The organism is Pseudomonas sp. RL_105y_Pfl2_101, from assembly GCF_963970585.1.
Lineage (GTDB): Bacteria > Pseudomonadota > Gammaproteobacteria > Pseudomonadales > Pseudomonadaceae > Aquipseudomonas.
The window spans coordinates 1-15262 of the sequence record NZ_CAXAPG010000055.1 but is presented as its reverse complement, the minus strand read 5'-3'; the positions used below and the strand labels follow the sequence as shown (position 1 = coordinate 15262).

12 protein-coding genes and 6 pseudogenes are annotated in these 15262 nt (G+C 52.9%); 6 read left to right on the top strand and 12 right to left on the bottom strand.

Annotated elements, in window-relative coordinates; translation table 11 throughout:
- Window positions 1–818 precede the first annotated feature (818 nt).
- From AACY31_RS27535 to AACY31_RS29150, 4 genes and pseudogenes are all read right to left on the bottom strand, one after another.
- Window positions 819–1397 carry a plasmid pRiA4b ORF-3 family protein gene (locus AACY31_RS27535; protein WP_339483496.1) on the bottom strand — a complete coding sequence of 193 codons (579 nt, stop codon included), beginning with the start codon at window positions 1395–1397 and terminating at the stop codon, window positions 819–821.
- 3 nt (window positions 1398–1400) lie between these two features.
- The gene (tnpC, locus tag AACY31_RS27530) at window positions 1401–2906 is read right to left on the bottom strand and encodes an IS66 family transposase (RefSeq protein ID WP_339505465.1); all 1506 of its coding nucleotides are present in this window, start codon (window positions 2904–2906) and stop codon (window positions 1401–1403) included.
- 37 nt (window positions 2907–2943) lie between these two features.
- Window positions 2944–3288: an IS66 family insertion sequence element accessory protein TnpB gene (gene tnpB, locus AACY31_RS27525; RefSeq protein WP_339505464.1), complete on the bottom strand. Its 345-nt coding sequence runs from the start codon at window positions 3286–3288 to the stop codon at window positions 2944–2946.
- Window positions 3285–3581 (bottom strand): annotated as a pseudogene (locus AACY31_RS29150) (transposase); the annotation flags it as partial. The gene tnpB (AACY31_RS27525) and the pseudogene AACY31_RS29150, both read right to left, overlap by 4 nt.
- A 163-nt stretch (window positions 3582–3744) precedes the next feature.
- On the opposite strand from AACY31_RS29150, the pseudogene AACY31_RS27515 reads away from it, so the two are divergent.
- Together AACY31_RS27515 and AACY31_RS27510 are read left to right on the top strand one after the other, a co-directional pair.
- Window positions 3745–4389: pseudogene (locus AACY31_RS27515) on the top strand (MmyB family transcriptional regulator); the annotation flags it as partial.
- Between the two features lie 227 nt (window positions 4390–4616).
- Window positions 4617–5069 carry a GNAT family N-acetyltransferase gene (locus AACY31_RS27510; RefSeq protein WP_339505462.1) on the top strand — a complete coding sequence of 151 codons (453 nt, stop codon included), beginning with the start codon at window positions 4617–4619 and terminating at the stop codon, window positions 5067–5069.
- Window positions 5070–5082: 13 nt separating this feature from the next.
- Here AACY31_RS27510 and tnpC (AACY31_RS27505) read toward each other — a convergent pair whose 3' ends face one another.
- The 3 genes from tnpC (AACY31_RS27505) to tnpA form a co-directional block, all read right to left on the bottom strand.
- On the bottom strand, window positions 5083–6651 hold the full coding sequence (gene tnpC, locus AACY31_RS27505; RefSeq protein WP_339505461.1) for an IS66 family transposase: 1569 nt from the start codon (window positions 6649–6651) through the stop codon (window positions 5083–5085).
- Between the two features lie 61 nt (window positions 6652–6712).
- Entirely contained in the window at window positions 6713–7048 is a 336-nt protein-coding gene (gene tnpB / locus AACY31_RS27500) for an IS66 family insertion sequence element accessory protein TnpB (protein ID WP_191892900.1), read from the bottom strand.
- The gene (tnpA, locus tag AACY31_RS27495) at window positions 7045–7377 is read right to left on the bottom strand and encodes an IS66-like element accessory protein TnpA (RefSeq protein ID WP_339505456.1); all 333 of its coding nucleotides are present in this window, start codon (window positions 7375–7377) and stop codon (window positions 7045–7047) included. The genes tnpB (AACY31_RS27500) and tnpA overlap by 4 nt, the downstream gene beginning before the upstream one ends.
- Before the next feature lie 379 nt (window positions 7378–7756).
- On the opposite strand from tnpA, the gene AACY31_RS27490 reads away from it, so the two are divergent.
- Entirely contained in the window at window positions 7757–8542 is a 786-nt protein-coding gene (locus tag AACY31_RS27490; RefSeq protein WP_339505455.1) for an outer membrane protein OmpK, read from the top strand.
- Window positions 8543–8602: 60 nt separating this feature from the next.
- Here the strand turns inward: AACY31_RS27490 and AACY31_RS27485 are convergent.
- The 3 genes and pseudogenes from AACY31_RS27485 to AACY31_RS29145 all read right to left on the bottom strand — a co-directional run.
- A pseudogene (locus AACY31_RS27485) lies at window positions 8603–8871 on the bottom strand (hypothetical protein); the annotation flags it as partial.
- Between the two features lie 95 nt (window positions 8872–8966).
- The gene (gene glyA, locus AACY31_RS27480) at window positions 8967–10322 is read right to left on the bottom strand and encodes a serine hydroxymethyltransferase (protein ID WP_339505453.1); all 1356 of its coding nucleotides are present in this window, start codon (window positions 10320–10322) and stop codon (window positions 8967–8969) included.
- A gap of 425 nt (window positions 10323–10747) precedes the next feature.
- Window positions 10748–11029, bottom strand: a pseudogene (locus tag AACY31_RS29145) (transcription termination/antitermination NusG family protein); the annotation flags it as partial.
- Between the two features lie 460 nt (window positions 11030–11489).
- Between AACY31_RS29145 and AACY31_RS27475 the strand changes: the two are divergent.
- The 3 genes and pseudogenes from AACY31_RS27475 to AACY31_RS27465 all read left to right on the top strand — a co-directional run.
- Window positions 11490–12008: pseudogene (locus AACY31_RS27475) on the top strand (IS5/IS1182 family transposase); the annotation flags it as partial.
- Window positions 12009–12099: 91 nt separating this feature from the next.
- On the top strand, window positions 12100–12699 hold the full coding sequence (locus AACY31_RS27470; protein ID WP_339505451.1) for a helix-turn-helix transcriptional regulator: 600 nt from the start codon (window positions 12100–12102) through the stop codon (window positions 12697–12699).
- Complete coding sequence (locus tag AACY31_RS27465) at window positions 12689–13567, top strand: queuosine precursor transporter (protein WP_339505449.1); 879 nt, start codon at window positions 12689–12691, stop codon at window positions 13565–13567. The genes AACY31_RS27470 and AACY31_RS27465 overlap by 11 nt, the downstream gene beginning before the upstream one ends.
- Window positions 13568–13776: 209 nt before the next feature.
- On the opposite strand, the gene queC is transcribed toward AACY31_RS27465, so the two are convergent.
- Window positions 13777–14475: a 7-cyano-7-deazaguanine synthase QueC gene (gene queC, locus AACY31_RS27460; protein ID WP_339505467.1), complete on the bottom strand. Its 699-nt coding sequence runs from the start codon at window positions 14473–14475 to the stop codon at window positions 13777–13779.
- 421 nt (window positions 14476–14896) lie between these two features.
- A pseudogene (locus tag AACY31_RS27455) lies at window positions 14897–15262 on the bottom strand (hypothetical protein); the annotation flags it as partial.

The window sequence follows — 15262 nt, the reverse complement described above, 5'->3', positions numbered from 1 at the left end:
ATCGGCGCTTGGGTGAAAGGAGGAGGGGTGAAATCTCCCACGGTCTGTACTGCGGCTAACAGTCAGAATCGAGCTTTGTCCCTCCTCCTCCCTTCAAGTCCTACCATACAAGCGAGCTTGCTCGCGAAGAGGCCGGCACATCCAATATTTTCATTGGCTGTGAAACCGCCTTCGCGAGCAGGAAAAACGCGTTCGCAAAAAAGCCAGGTCGGCTGTCAGGCCGCCTCGATTTTGATTTTGATTTTGATTTTGATCTGGGGCGCCCCGTTAAACCACGCTGGCTGAACGAAGGTATTGCGCAGTGGGCAACCCGGCATGGATGCCGGGTTAGCCGCGCTGGGCCATGGATGGCCCTTCGCGGCGGCCCACGGAGCGATGCCTTCGTTCAGGCATGCCGAGCCTAGGCGAGGCACCGAGTGGTGGGGCAAAGCGTTTTTGGTTACTTTTGGCGCTCATCCAAAAGTGACCCGCGGTAAGAGCGGAACCGTAAGTGGCCGTTACCGCAGCAATGGATATGCACACCACCCCTAAGCAATCACCCGCAACATCAGCGACAACTCAGACGTTAATCACACGTTAAAACGTAAGTCTGGCCTGCAGGTCCCGTTTTGCAAGGGGGCTGTGCGCCATCCCGCAGAATATAGTCACCCTCGTATACACTTTGGCTTTTGCTACCCTCTTCGCAGCTCTAGAAGCCAGGTTGGTACCGCGTCCTTCATCGAGGGAGCCAATCACGGATTTTCGAGATGTGAAAATAATAAAATGAGACTCCGTGACTTTGGAATGACGTAAGCGTCCGAGCTACACCGCCTTGCAACTCAAACTTTAATCCGTTTAAACCACTGGTTCACGCGCTCGCACTCAAATGTCGCTGGATCAAAAACATCGCCATGCCATTCAACCATGGCGTCATGCTCTGGATGATCGGGGTTGCCCATCGCCTCCAGAAACTCCTCGTAACCAGGCCCGCCACCCACGTCTTCCGGTGGGCAAGCATTGGCGCCGTCGATGCAGTACGGCACCTGAGGACAGGCAATAGCGGGTAGCGCTTTTTCGACCTTGATACTGTGATGCCAACTGTCACCAAAGTCGTAAATATAATTGAATGTCCGCTTTCCGTTCAGCGCCTTGATCAGCGTTTTACGGGCTTCCGGGTTTACCGTCGGCCCCCAGCCATCAGGGTCGGGCATGCCGTAATTCTCACCGGCAATTTCAAACTCATGCAGATGGCTATCACTCCAGCCCATCACGACCTGGATGACATGGTGCAGCTTGCCCAAGGTGATGTTTTCAGGCACTGCGAACCGACGCCAAATCTTCGGAGTGATCCACTTCAGCTCGATGTGCAGCAGCAACAGGTCGGAGGCGGGTTTGGGTAAACGGACAGTTTTAACCATGGATCAGGCGGCCTCGCAGTGTTCAGTGTGGTTCAAAGAAACGTTCCAGGGCAGCAGTTCGTCGACCCGATTGATCGGGTGCTCGGCGATGCGCTCCAGCACGTGGGTCAAATAGGCTTGCGGGTTCAGGTCGTTGAGTTTGGCCGAACCCACCAGGCTGTAAATCGCAGCCGCTCGTTCTCCGCCGGCATCGGAACCGACAAACAGGTAATTTTTGCGACCCAAGGCGACGGCGCGCAACGCGCGCTCGGCGGCATTGTTGTCGATTTCGATCCGGCCGTCATCGCAGTAACGCGTCAGCGCCGGCCACCGATTGAGGGCATAGAGGATTGCACCGCCCAATGTCGATTTTTTCGACAATTGAGTCAGCGTCTGGTTAAGCCACGCGTAGAGTTGTTCCAGCAGCGGACTGGCTCGGCTTTGCCGAACCGTTTTTCGCAGGTTGGGCGGTTGCCCTCGAATCTCGCTTTCGATGGCATACAGGGCCGCAATCCGTTGTAGCGCCTCGCCGGCAAGTGGCGAAGCCTGGTCTTTGTAGACATCGTAAAACTTGCGGCGGGCGTGGGCCCAGCACGCGGCTTCCTCAATAGTGCCCGTGGCATACAACTGAGCAAAACCGGCGTAGCCGTCAGCCTGCAAGATCCCGCTGAAGCGCTTGAGATGAGCACGGGGATGCTGGCCCTTGCGATCCGGCGAGTAGGCAAACCATACCGCCGCCGGTGTCGCGTCACCCGCAGGACGGTCGTCCCGCACGTAAGTCCACAGACGAGCCGTTTTGGTTTTGCCGTTGCCCGGCGCGAGCACGCCAATCGGCGTGTCGTCGGCGTGGACTTTATGGCCGCTCATGACATGGTGCTCAAGAGCGTTGATCAATGGCCGCAGCAACTGACTGCTCTGGCCGACCCAGTCGGCCAGGGTTGAGCGCTCCAGATCCACGCCCTCACGGGCGTAGATCTCGGACTGCCGATACAACGGCAAATGATCGACAAACTTCGAGACCAGTACATGGGCCAGCAACCCTGGGCCTGCAAGGCCTCGGGCTATTGGGCGACTCGGTGCCGGCACTTGGGCGATGTGCTCGCAGCAGCCGCAGACCCACTTCGGACGGACATGGCGAATGACTTTGAAGCGTGCCGGAACGTACTCCAGCACTTCGGACACATCCTCACCCAAATGACGAAGCGCCCCACCGCAGCCAGTGCATTGCGACTCGGGCTGATGCACGTGGATTTCGCGAGGCAGGTGTTCAGGTAACGGCTTGCGCCGAGAGACGGTGCGAGGTGGCGGTTCGGTTGGCGGTGTCAGTTCTGTCTGGCTGACTTCCAGCTCCTCAAGACTCAACTGGAGCTGGTCGATCATGGCATCCAGTTGCTCGGAGCTGCGACCGAACTGCGTGCGACGCAGTTTGGCGATCATCATCTTCAAGCGCTCGATCTCTGCGCGCTGGGCGGCGACCAGAGCCTTCAAGGCTTGAAGATCATTCGGCAGGGAGTCGGTCACGAGAGTCATGACCGAATATTACTGGGAATTTTTTCAGCGCGGCAAGTCAGACCGCGAGGACGGGTGCTGTACGAATTGGCCTGCGCCAATCAATGCCCTCCAACAGCATCGACAACTGCGCGGTCGTCAGCGACACGCTGCCGCTGGTTGCTTGTGGCCAGACGAAGCGTCCTTGTTCCAGCCGTTTGCAAAACAGACACAAGCCGTCGCCATCCCACCACAACAATTTGATCCGGTCACCGCGTCGTCCGCGAAAGGCGAAGATCTGACCGGAGAAGGGATCGGCTTCCAGCTGTGTCTGTACCAGTGCCGCTAAACCGTCGAAGCCACGGCGCATGTCGGTGACGCCGGCGGCGATCCAGATACGGGTTCCAGCGGGAGGGGTAATCATCGCAATAACTGCTGCAAGACGAGTTGCAGCGTCTGCGGATCTGGCGTGCCGGTGATACGCAGCTCGGCTTTTCCTACCTCAACTGCGATCTCGGAATGACACTCTGCCCGTGGCTGGACGACTTGCGGCAGATCCATTGGCGCCTCGATCACCTGGACTGGCAAAAGCGTTGCACTCTGGCTAACCGGGCCGAATAGCCCTTCTTGGTATTGCTGCCGCCAGCGAAATACCAGGTTGGCATTGACGTCATGTTCGCGAGCGATCAACGACACGGAGGCACCAGGCTGGAAGGTGGCTTCGACGACTTGGCGTTTAAATTCGAGCGGGAAATTGGGGCGGCGACCGGTTCGACGGGCTGGGGCAACTGTATCCAAGATAGTGTCCACTAAAAAATGGTGTCCACTATCTTGGCCAATTTGGACGGCTGTCAGGAGAGGGTGCTGGCCGGACGGTTACCTTTTAAGAGCACTCGACGTACCTCTTGACCTCTGCAACGCAGTATTCGTTGCGGCAGGCTATGCGCCCCGGTACGTCGCCTCTTCGCTCGACGCTCCAGCGATGGAGGTGGTACACGACGCGATTAATCACATCCTGCAAGCCAACAACCCTGCGCCAGCCATTGTCATCAGCAGCAACTGGAACATTACCGCTGCCAATGCCAGCGCGGGATTGCTATTCGAAATGGCCGGTGTTTCAGCCGATGGCGAGTCAGGTCTCAACCTGCTGGACACTTTGCTGCGTCCCGGTGGCTTGGGTGATTCCTTAGTGAATGTGGAAGAGATACGGGCTATCGCTTGGCAACGCGCCGCAAGGGAAGCCACCAGCAATCCCGATTTAGCTCGCCTCCTACAATACGTGCCCAAGCCGACAGAAATGCCCGTGGACGCACCACCATCACCCTTAGTACTTACTCGAGTGCGCACAGAAAATGGGGAGCTTCGATTTCTATCCACATTTACAACTTTCGGGATGCCGCTCGATATTACGGTTGCGTCATTGCGCATCGAACATCTTATCCCTGCCGACGCTCCTACCTGGCAGAGGATGAAATCAGCTTACGATCAGCGGTTGGCGGTTGGCGCCAAGACGCCACAAAGATAACCCTTTATGGCAGAGAAACGAGTGCAAAGAGAATTTGTTGGCCAGGGGCTGTTGGCGCTGATTGAGAACTGACCCAAGCGGCCGACTCTTCGTAAGCGTCCGGCCAACACGCCTTCCAATTTTCAGACCCTCAGAGGATGGCAAGAAGGTCATGACTATCCACCAATCTGGCAGGTGAGGCAGGTATTATTCAGCGACCAAGATGATCAAGCAGGGATGTGAATTTCATGGCCGTAAAAATTAGACGGGCTGAGAGCAGCTGTGTTGAAAAGATCGCCCCCCTTTTCGATGCGTATAGAGGGTTCTACGGACAACCCTCCAACCTTCCAGAGTCACGTGACTTTCTTGCCGAACGCCTAAGCCACAATGAGTCGACGATTTTTTATGCTCAAGACGAATTTGGCGAGGCGCTAGGGTTTGTGCAGTTGTACCCTATGTTTTCCTCAGTCTCCGCGCGACGAACCTGGCTTCTCAACGATCTCTATGCGACCGATGCAGCAAGAGGCCGAGGAGTCGGCACAGCTTTATTAGATGCGGCCAAAGAATTCGTGATCTCAACAGGAGCTAAAGGAATTTTATTGGAGACCGGCAGGGACAATATGGGCGCTCAGCGACTTTATGAAGCTCAGGGCTACGTTCGAGATACTGGTTACTACACCTATTACCTCGATTTAGCATAGAGCGTCTTCCTGGTTAAACGAGCATCCATTGATGAGGTAGTAGCTTATCAATCTCACTCGCTCGCTGCGTCGGCAGGCGGGTCAGCACGTCCTTCAAATAAGCATACGGATCATGTCCGTTGAGCCGTGCCGACTGGATCAAACTCATGATCGCCGCTGCTCGTTTGCCGCTGCGTAGCGACCCTGCGAAGAGCCAGTTCTTGCGACCTAACGCCCATGGTCGGATCTGGTTCTCGCACCAATTATTGTCAATGGGTACGGCCCCGTCATCTAGGTAGCGTGACAGCGCTGCCCAGCGTTTCAGGCTGTAATCCAGTGCTCTGCTGATAGCCGAACCTTCGGGCACGAGATCACGCTGGACGGTCATCCAGGCATGCAGCATATCCATCACCGGGGCGGCTTTTTCTTGCCGTATTCGGCGGCGTAAATCCGGCTCCAGGTCGCGGACGTCACTTTCTATTTCGTAAAGCAACTGGATATAGCGCAGGGCCTGCTCGGCGAGCATGCTCTTGTTGGTGGCGTGCAGTTCGAAGAACTTGCGCCGCGCATGGGCCATGCAGCCGATCTCGGTCACGCCGAGTTCGAAGCTGGCCTTGTAACCGCCAAAATCATCACACACCAGCTTGCCCCTCCAGTCTTGCAGGAAGTTGCGAGCATGCTCACCGGCGCGGCTGGGGCTGAAGTCATAAACGACAGCCGCTGTTTCGCAGAATTGGCTGGTGGCGTAAGCCCAGACATAAGAGCGGTGGGTTTTCTTCGAACCCGGAGCGAGCATCTGCACCGGCGTTTCATCGGCATGAATGAGCTGCTGCCCGAGCACAACATCGCGCAACGCATCGACTAGAGGCTGTAACTGCACACCCGTCACACCAACCCATTGAGCCAAAGTTGAGCGTGGAATCGCCAGGCCCGCTCTACCGAAAATCGATTCCTGACGGTAAAGAGGCAGATGGTCGGCAAACTTCGCGATCATGACGTGGGCCAACAGCCCGGCGGTCGGGATACCTTTGTCGATGACCTGTGCCGGAACGGGTGCCTGGATCAGCGTTTCGCAGTCATCGCATACCCACTTGCCACGGACATGGCGCTCGACGGTAAATACGCCGGGCATGTAGTCTAGCTTCTCGCTGACGTCCTCACCGATGCGCTTGAGTGCACAGCCGCATGGGCAGTGAGTGTTGTCTGGTTCGTGATGGATCAATGTGCGCGGGAACTCTGCCGGCAAGGCAGTACGCTTGGGCTTCTGCTGTTTCTCGGTCGCCGCTGGCACCGTTTGCAACGCTTGAAGCTCAGCTTCAATTGCCGCGATATCGGTATCGATCAAGTCATCGAGCAAGCTGGCCTGCTGCGGATTCAACTGCTCGCTGCGCTTGGCAAACTTCAAGCGCTTGAGTTGCGCGATCTCATGGGTCAGTTTCTCGATAACCGTTTGGTCGCGGTTGATCTTCTTGCCCATGGTCTCAACTGTCTTGCCCAGCGTATCGACCTGTTGGTCGAGCGTCTCGACACGCCGCATCAACTGCGCTGCCGATGCGCGCAGTTGTTCAGGAGTCAGATGGTCAAGAGCAGGAGTAGAAATCATGGTGCCGACTTTGCCAGACCAGGCAATTGGCGGCGATAGATCGATAGGCTAATGGCCGCCGTTAAAGCAGTGTGATCGCACCGCCGGAGCCCGCTCGCTGCCATGGCAGGCCCAACACCAGGGCCTGGAGTTGCTCGGTATCCAACTCTATTTCAGAGCCATGGCGAATACTTGGCCAGTGGAACTTACCCTGGTTCAACCGGCGAGCAGCCAGCCAGATGCCGAAGCCGTCATGCACCAGAACTTTCATACGGGTGGCGCGGCGGTTGGCGAACAGATAAGCGCAGTGCGGCTTCGCCGCACCGAACACCGCGATCACTCTGGCCAAAGCAGTCTCGGTGCCAGCTCGCATGTCCATCGGCTCGGTGGCAAGCCAGATGGAGTCGATGCGGATCATCGCAGCAGGTCTCGAAGAAAGGTCGCGCAGGCAGCAGCACTTTCGGTTGGCCAGTTCACTTTGACGGTGCCGCGCGGGTGCTGGATTTCAACGCAGATATTCGATGATGCTGCGTGCGAATTTGCTACGGCCAGCTGCATGGGTAACGGAATGAATGCAGGTTGCAGCGCCGTGCTTTTCTGCGCTTGTATCCGAATCCATTTGTGCACAAGGTTTGCGTTGACGCTATGGCTGAGCGCGATGCTGGCAATCGAAGCTCCGGGCTGGGCACACTCTTGAATGACCTGGGCCTTGAAGGACTTGGAGTAGGAACGGCGTTGTGGTTGCATGAAATACCCGCTTAAAAGGCTAGAACTGGTGCCCACTTAAATTTAAGTGCACACCATGTCCTGGCCTTGCGGGGCTGGGTAGATGACTTGGCCGGACGGATACGACTCTTCCTGACCCAAGCTGAACCATCGAAAGCCGCGCTGACACTCGTTTTGTGCGTAGTAGGCTGGGTCAACGGATTCCGGCACCAAAGGTCAATCTGGCGTCGGCGCCAACAAACAGCCGAACGGGAGTCTTTTGGCTTTCAAAAAACCTTGGCCCAGCGCTTACCAAAAGCAATAAAGCTGACCGACAGGATGACTTTTAAAACAAAAAAAGGCGCCACACCAGAGCGCTGATTCAAAAAAATGTGGAACCACTTACTTTGAGAGCAACCGAATGAAACGTACGTGCACCAGCCTGATGCTCACGGGATCCTTATTGGCCGGGGGCCAGGCAATGGCCGGCGACTTGCTGCAATGGCAGAACAACAGCCTGACCTACCTCTATGGCAAAGACTTCCAGGTCAACCCGCGCATTCAGCAAACCGTCACCTTCGAGCACGCCGATGCCTGGAAATACGGCGATAACTTCGTGTTCGTCGACAAGATTTTTTACAACGGCAAGGACGACCCGGGCGTCGGCTCGAACACCTATTACGGCGAAATCAGCCCGCGCTTGTCGTTTGGCAAGATCTTCGATCAGAAACTGGAGTTCGGCCCGGTCAAGGACGTGCTGCTGGCCATGACGTACGAATTCGGTGAGGGCGATACCGAGTCCTACCTGATCGGTCCTGGTTTCGACCTGGCGATTCCCGGGTTCGACTACTTCCAGTTGAACTTCTACCAGCGTCACACCGAGGGCAGTCGCCCGGGTGACAACGTCTGGCAGATCACCCCGGTTTGGTCCTACACCATTCCCGTGGGCGATTCGAACATCCTGATCGATGGTTTCATGGACTGGGTGGTCGACAACGACAAGAACAGCAAAGGCACCTACCACGCCAACCTGCACTTCAACCCACAGATCAAATACGACTTGGGTAAAGCCCTGAACATTGGCGAGAAGCAGCTGTACGTCGGTGTCGAGTACGACTACTGGAAGAACAAGTACGCCATCGAAGACACGAAAGACTTCACAACCAATCAGAGCGCCACGAGCTTGCTGGTGAAATACCACTTCTGATCCAGAGTCAAAAGATCGCGGCTTGGCCAGCATCTGCAGAAGCGTATCCGATGCAGGCGCTCAGGCAGCAAAAGGCCATCCGGATGGGCCTTGAAGCCATGCTGCGATCAGTTGTCTGGCAAGCGCTATTTCCACCAATCACTGTCCTGATTCAACGAGTCAAGCCTGACTCCGGCACGTCTCCCGATGTGTTGCGCCACCGCGATTTTCTTGGCCATCAGCTGCAGGCAGGTGATCTGCGAGCTACCGATATAGCCGAAGAAAATCACCCGAACTGAGTGTTTCTGCCCGGCCCGCCACGAACGCGGTGCTGCCTGTTGCAGCGTGTAACCGTGAGTGCTTTGGCGACGATGGATTGTCTTATCGTCAGCCCCCCCATCGAGCCGCCATGGTGCTTGCGCGGGTGGTGGTCGATAGGAGCCCCTCAGTGCTCCATGTAGTCGGCTATGGGATACATCGTGCACAACGCTTCGGCCTGTAAACGGAATTGCTCCTGTAGCGCGGGTTCCAGCGTGTATTTTTGCTCGTTGAGCGGCGTCACCTTGTCCAGGATCCGGCAAACCAAATCGACGACTTGGCGGCATCCCAGGGGGTCAATGTGACGTTGCGCCATGGAGCCGGTGCCGATACGCAACCCACTGGTAACGGATGACGATCGGGTCTCGCCCGGCACGCGATTTTTGTTCACGATGATCCCGCAGCGCTCTAGCGCCGACTCCGCGATAGAACCGGTGATGGCTCCACGCAACCGGATCAGAATCGTGTGGTTTTCACTGCGACCTCCCACGACCTCGTATTCATGTGCCTGAAACGCACTGGCCATCTCATCAGCCGTGTTCCGAATCCGTTCCATGTAGGCGTCGAACTCTGGGGACATTGCGTAGCCCAGCGCGGCAGCCTTTGCAGCGATCATGTTGACGGCTGGCGCGCCCTGCATTCGGGGAAACACGGCTTGATCGAGGATACGACTGAAGGTTGATTTCAGGCCGGGAACCTTTTTGTTGGCGTCTCGGCCTGAAAGGATCAGGCCTCCGCGAGGCCCCATGAGTTGCTTGTGCGTGCAAGTCGTAGTGACGTGGGCAGCGTTGATCGGGCTCGGATGTCGCCCAGTGGCAACAAGTCCGGCGATGTGCGAAATGTCAGCGAGCAGGATGGCCCCGGCTTCATCGGCAATCTTGCGGAACCGCTCGAAATCTACGACCCGCGAGTAGGCAGTTGCACCGCAGATGATGATGCGCGGGCGATGAGCGAGAGCCAGTTTGCGCACCTTGTCGTAATCGATGAGGCCCTCTGATGTCGTGCCGTATCTGATCGCCTTGTAGTAGGCGCCCGTGAATGTGACGGGGCTGCCGTGTGTAAGATGTCCTCCGTGATCGAGGGCCATTCCGAGTAGAGTATCCCCAGGCTCAAGTAGGGCAGAGAGCACTTGGTAATTGGCACTCGATGCCGAGTGTGATTGCACGCCTGCGTATTGGGCGCCGAACAGTTCCCGAGCTCTTCGGATTGCCAGAGATTCGACCAAATCAACGTTCTCGCAGCCTGCGTGATAGCGCCTGCCTGGCGTGCCCTCTGCTGTGACGTTGACCAGCGCCGAAGCTGATGCCGCCAAGGTTCGAGGCTTGACCGCGCAGGAAGAAGAAACCAATGACAGCGTTCGGTGTTGACGCGTGACTTCAGCGTCCAAGATCCTCGCCAGCTCGGCGTCTTCTGCTCGCAGATCCGCTAAGCCTCGTCGCAGTAGGTCTGCTTGGTTCTTAAGCTGTTCAGTATTGACTGCCATTATTCGGTGTCCCTTCCTTGTCTGTTGCGTGCTGCGAACGACAGCACGGTTTCCTGGATTTCGCGTTCGTGTGTGCGTATGTAGTAGTGCCAGCCGTCGGTTCGATCACTTCCGTGAACCTCCCCACAGGCCGCAGATATTGAGCCCATGCCGAATCAGAGGTGCTTTCGGCTTGGCGTATTGCCGTGTCCGGGGTTTCTATTGGTCGCGATACGGCGAGCACCAATGAGAGGGAACTGATCGTGGAGGCTATCGCCGAAGCAATGCAGGTCCCCGCTGCTGCCCCAGCGTAATGTCCGTAGACAATGAGTTGATCTGCATCCATCTTTTCAATCGCTGTGGCGAGGGTGTTAACCAGCGCAGAAAAAACGACTACGTCCTCTACTTCGAGCGCCCCGAAGTCCACTCCGAAGACACGCATGTCCCTATTTGCGCGAAATAGGTCGCGGTAATAGGGCAGCGCCGGACCTGACCGTAGGCTGTACGAGGTGCGCAATCGACGCGATTCTCAGCTCAACTTGCGACTGACCTGAGCGGCCGGTTAGCAGCAGTAACGTGTACCTCAGCGCGTCGATCAATTCGTCCTGGACAGTGGAGGGCTGACCACCACAGAGGAAAAAGCCCTGAATGCCTGGATTCGTCGTAATCGTTGTCGTGTGGAGTTTGTTTGGGACGAATCGAAAGAAGAGGTAACCGAAGAAGAACTGCTTTTGGAGTTCTCGGCAGGAGGGCCAATGAGGCCTTTCCCATAGTTCGAGGTGAGGTGGAAAAGCAGCTCAATCTCGTTTTTTGCAATTTTTTACGTAAGCCATTGAAATACATTGCTTTATTTATCATAAAGAACAAAATTTTCATCCCTAAAGCTTCCCTTTCGTCCATGATCCATCAAGCCATACCCGTGAGGACGGTGTTTTTTGGCACCTGCTCTCTCAAAAACAAATAGCTGTATATACAGCCAGCACCCCATTAGAGTTCACCTCTCCTCGTGTGATGATGTGAGAAGAGGATTGCTCAAAGCAGCATAGGTTTTTTAGCAAGAAACTCCACTTAATTAATCAAAAAATTAAACATTTATCAAATTAAATGATTCTTTTTTTCTGGTCGTGGGATTTCGTGAGCAGTAAATTCTTAAAAAAGAGGCGACACTAGCCACCCAGGCTGAGCCGTCTTGATATCTGGATGATCGACTCCACAGCAGGAAGAGCTTCAGGCTTCGGGAAAAAAGGGGCTTGAAGAATCATCAGATCATGCATTAGGTCGAAGCTGCAGGGCCCTGACGACTAAGGTTCACACACTCTGCGATACCAACGGGATACTCCTTTACCTCCAATTGTCAGGCGGCCAGGCCCGCGATATCTCGAATGCGCCCCCCTTGCTTGAACAGGTCAAAATCGCTGGTCGGTAAGGGCGGCCTTCCAAGCGTTGCCGGTGGCCATTCGCTGACAAGGACTACGACGCCGAGCATCTGGGCCTTTATTGTTATAGCTAACGCATGCAACACTTCATCCCGCTGCGAGCCATGAAGCGCAAACCCGAATCGGACGGCCCCAGCGATTTGATAGCCTCAAGTAGCGGCAGCGAAACATTAAACGGACGGATGTAGGCTGGCCAAAGGAGGCCTACAGAGTTGGTACGGGTGACGAAAAAATCGCGAAAAGTTTTGCCGCAATGATCTCGCTGGCCTAGTCATCTTCGTCGAGCAGTTGAATGACCATTCATGGCATGATATCCATAGAAGTACAATTTGTTACAGCTATAAAGAAGTGGTGGGCATTTTATGCATAGAAGAGAAAAAATAGAGTGCTTGAAAAGCAACATTAGATACTTGATAAAAAGTCGCGGAGAGACGCAGTTGTCTTTGTGCAATTCCAGCGGGCTGACCAGAACTACTATATATAATATTTTGGAAGGAAGGGTGGTAAATGTACAGCATTCCACGATTCGCAAAATTTCTGATTTCTTTGGAGTGTCTTATGAGGAAATAGAGACTATTGATTTTGAAGAGAAGGAGATAATAGAGAGTAGTATCTCTCTGCAAGGGAATATGAATCCGGCTGCAGTCCCTATAATTAAAGAGAGCTTGGTTATTCAAAGCTTGGATAAAAGAATTGGTGAGCTAGCCACCATTTACCCTTTGACTTATTATTTCGGCAAATCCTATAACTTAATAGGCGTGCTTTTGGAGAGCGAAATTAGTGGCATGAATGAGCCAGGAGACCTATTGATAATAAAGAAAGGCTCGTCGAGTGGTGATAAAGAAAAGCTGGTGTATGACAGAACAACTAAAAAACTGTTCATAACAAACGAAGCATGTTTTAGTTCGGATCGTATCTGTGTTGTGGGAGATATAATAGAGGAGCGGTTTAATGACGCGTGATGGCGAAATTGAAAACAGCAAATACAAGTTGTTAGGGTTTGAGAACAGCAAAAGTCTTGCTGTGATTATGATCATCGCTACAGGCAAAGTTATCAGGGTAAAATTAAGCGAAGTATTAAGCAGTGAAATAATGGACAATTTAAATAAAATGGAGATCAAAAACTTGTACAAGAAATTTTATTCTCAAGGGGGTGCATTAACCGCGTACGAAATGAATGATCGCCATGAAAACTCATGGATGATTTATATTATTCTAAATCTACTGCTGTTTACATTTTACATCTTTACCAGTATTGCTGCGACAAAGCCTATTTATTTGGAGCGCCTTGATATCATTGTTACTCCGGGCACTTTTCTTTACCCTCTGACGTTTTTAATAGTTGACTTGCTGAATGAGACTTACGGTCTTAGGCTTGCGAGGAAAGCCATACTATTTGCTTTTGCAAGTAATGCTATTATTATTGTTTTGCTGAATGCTTCTACCTATCTCCCGGGGCTGCCTGGCTGGAAGCTTGATATGCCTTATAATGAGGTTATTACTCATGTGTCTTCTGTGCTGGTAGCATCCTCAGTTTCTTTTCTTTTTTCTGAAAATATAAACTCGTATTTGTTGTGCAAAATAAAAGAGCTGACAAATTCTAGATTTCTATTTTTGCGCGTGTTTTTAAGTACTTTTTTTGCGGTGATAATAGACAGCTTCCTTTTCTGCTACATTGCATTTTATGGGAGTATGCAGAATAGCGATATACTTAATATGATTTATGTTCAGATAGCTATAAAGGTGTGTTTTGCTTTTTTTAATATCTTGCCTGCATACGGCGCAAGGTCATTGTTTAAAAAATATATAACTGCAAGTCATGTTAAATAAATAGGGCTATGGATTTTTTTTAAACAGTATGCTGCTCTAATAAAAAAGTGCACTGATGGCTTCTTTGCACAAAGCCGATGGGTTCAACGCTCACTTAGTATGTGGCTGTAGTGATGAACCCATTTGCGAGCGTGTCTAAGAACGCCAATAATTAGGGTTGTGCCTGGCATGTTTAAGTGAGCGTTTGCTGAATGTATCCTATTGGGTTTTTATTTTAACTTTAGTTTGGCTTTTAAACTGTGCATAATCTCTGCTTTATTCCCTAGGTAATCATTTAATCCTTTTGAGCGTAGATTGCACGCATCGCAGTTAGCGCACCCACTTCCCTTTATGCCATTGTAGCAGGACAGTGTGTGGTGACGAATCAAGTCTAATTTATTATGGTAATCAGCTAAAGCCCAAGTTTCCGCCTTATTCAACCACATAAGCGGCGTTTCAAGAAGCAATTTGTATTCCATGCCTAATTCAATGGCTTTGTTCAATGCCTTAACAAACGCATCTCGACAATCAGGATAGCCAGAGAAATCTGTTTCACAAACGCCTGTGATTACTGCTTTAGCTTGCACTTGATATGCATAAATAGAAGCCAAGGTTAAAAATAAAATATTTCTTCCTGGCACGAAAGTGCTTGGCAAACTTTCTCCGGAGCTATTCATGGCTGGAACTGGGATATTGTCGCGTGTCAGGCTGCTGATGGCCAGCTCATTTAGCAAGGATGTGTCTAGTACTTTGTGCACTATCACGCCAAGCTTTTTTGAAAGGTGTTGTGCGACTTCAATTTCTGCGCGATGGCGCTGACCATAATCAAACGTAATACAGTGTATTTCATCATAGAGAGGCAATGCATGGATTAAACAGGTTGTTGAATCTTGTCCACCACTAAAAACGATAACTGCTTTTTTACTCATGGCTCTGCTCCCTGCAGTAATATAGTAAGTGTAACGTTTGAAACAAAAGTTCGAGATCCAGCCGCCGGTAGATTCCCGGTGCTCATACTCAAGGATTTCATTCCTGGAGACTCCAGACCTAAGACTGGGCAGGCAAAACCATACCAGCAATGGTTGGGCGTGACAGCAGGAAAATTCTGAAGGTTTGTGAGGTTCCGGGGACAAAACTCTTGGTAAACGCTCCATAAACCCCACATTCAAAGCGGCCACCTGATCCCCGATGCTGTGCTCCCGATTTCTTTCCGGAGCCAGCACCTCATGATGCGTCCCGCCGCAAAAGTCGAAAAAGTCTATCTCTACCCCAAGTAGCAGTAGTGTCCTGGTTGAAGACGCATCGGGCCCCACCGCATGTAGGCATGCGGCAGGGTGTTTACGGTGCAGATCAAAACGGTTCATCGTCCTCGATACCATCTTCGTCCTTGCGCTTTCGTTCACGCGATTTGATCTTTGTCTGAGCGGCCAGCCATTCCTGGGTGGTCTTGACCAACATGAAAACACTCAGTGATGTCGTTGCCATGATAATGATTCCTGGTAGTTGAAGAGTGGGGAAAGCCAATCCAGAATACGAGTCATAACTCATATTTAAAACTCGCATCCCGATCATGACCAAACGTAACCGCCCCATAAATCTATGGTCACCCCCGTTTTTGCAATACTGATTAGCGGGCGAAGTGGTTGGCTTGCTTAAATCTATCCGGCGTCTATCTGGGGCATGCCCCGCGCCATGATGAGAGTCGCGCCTGACGAT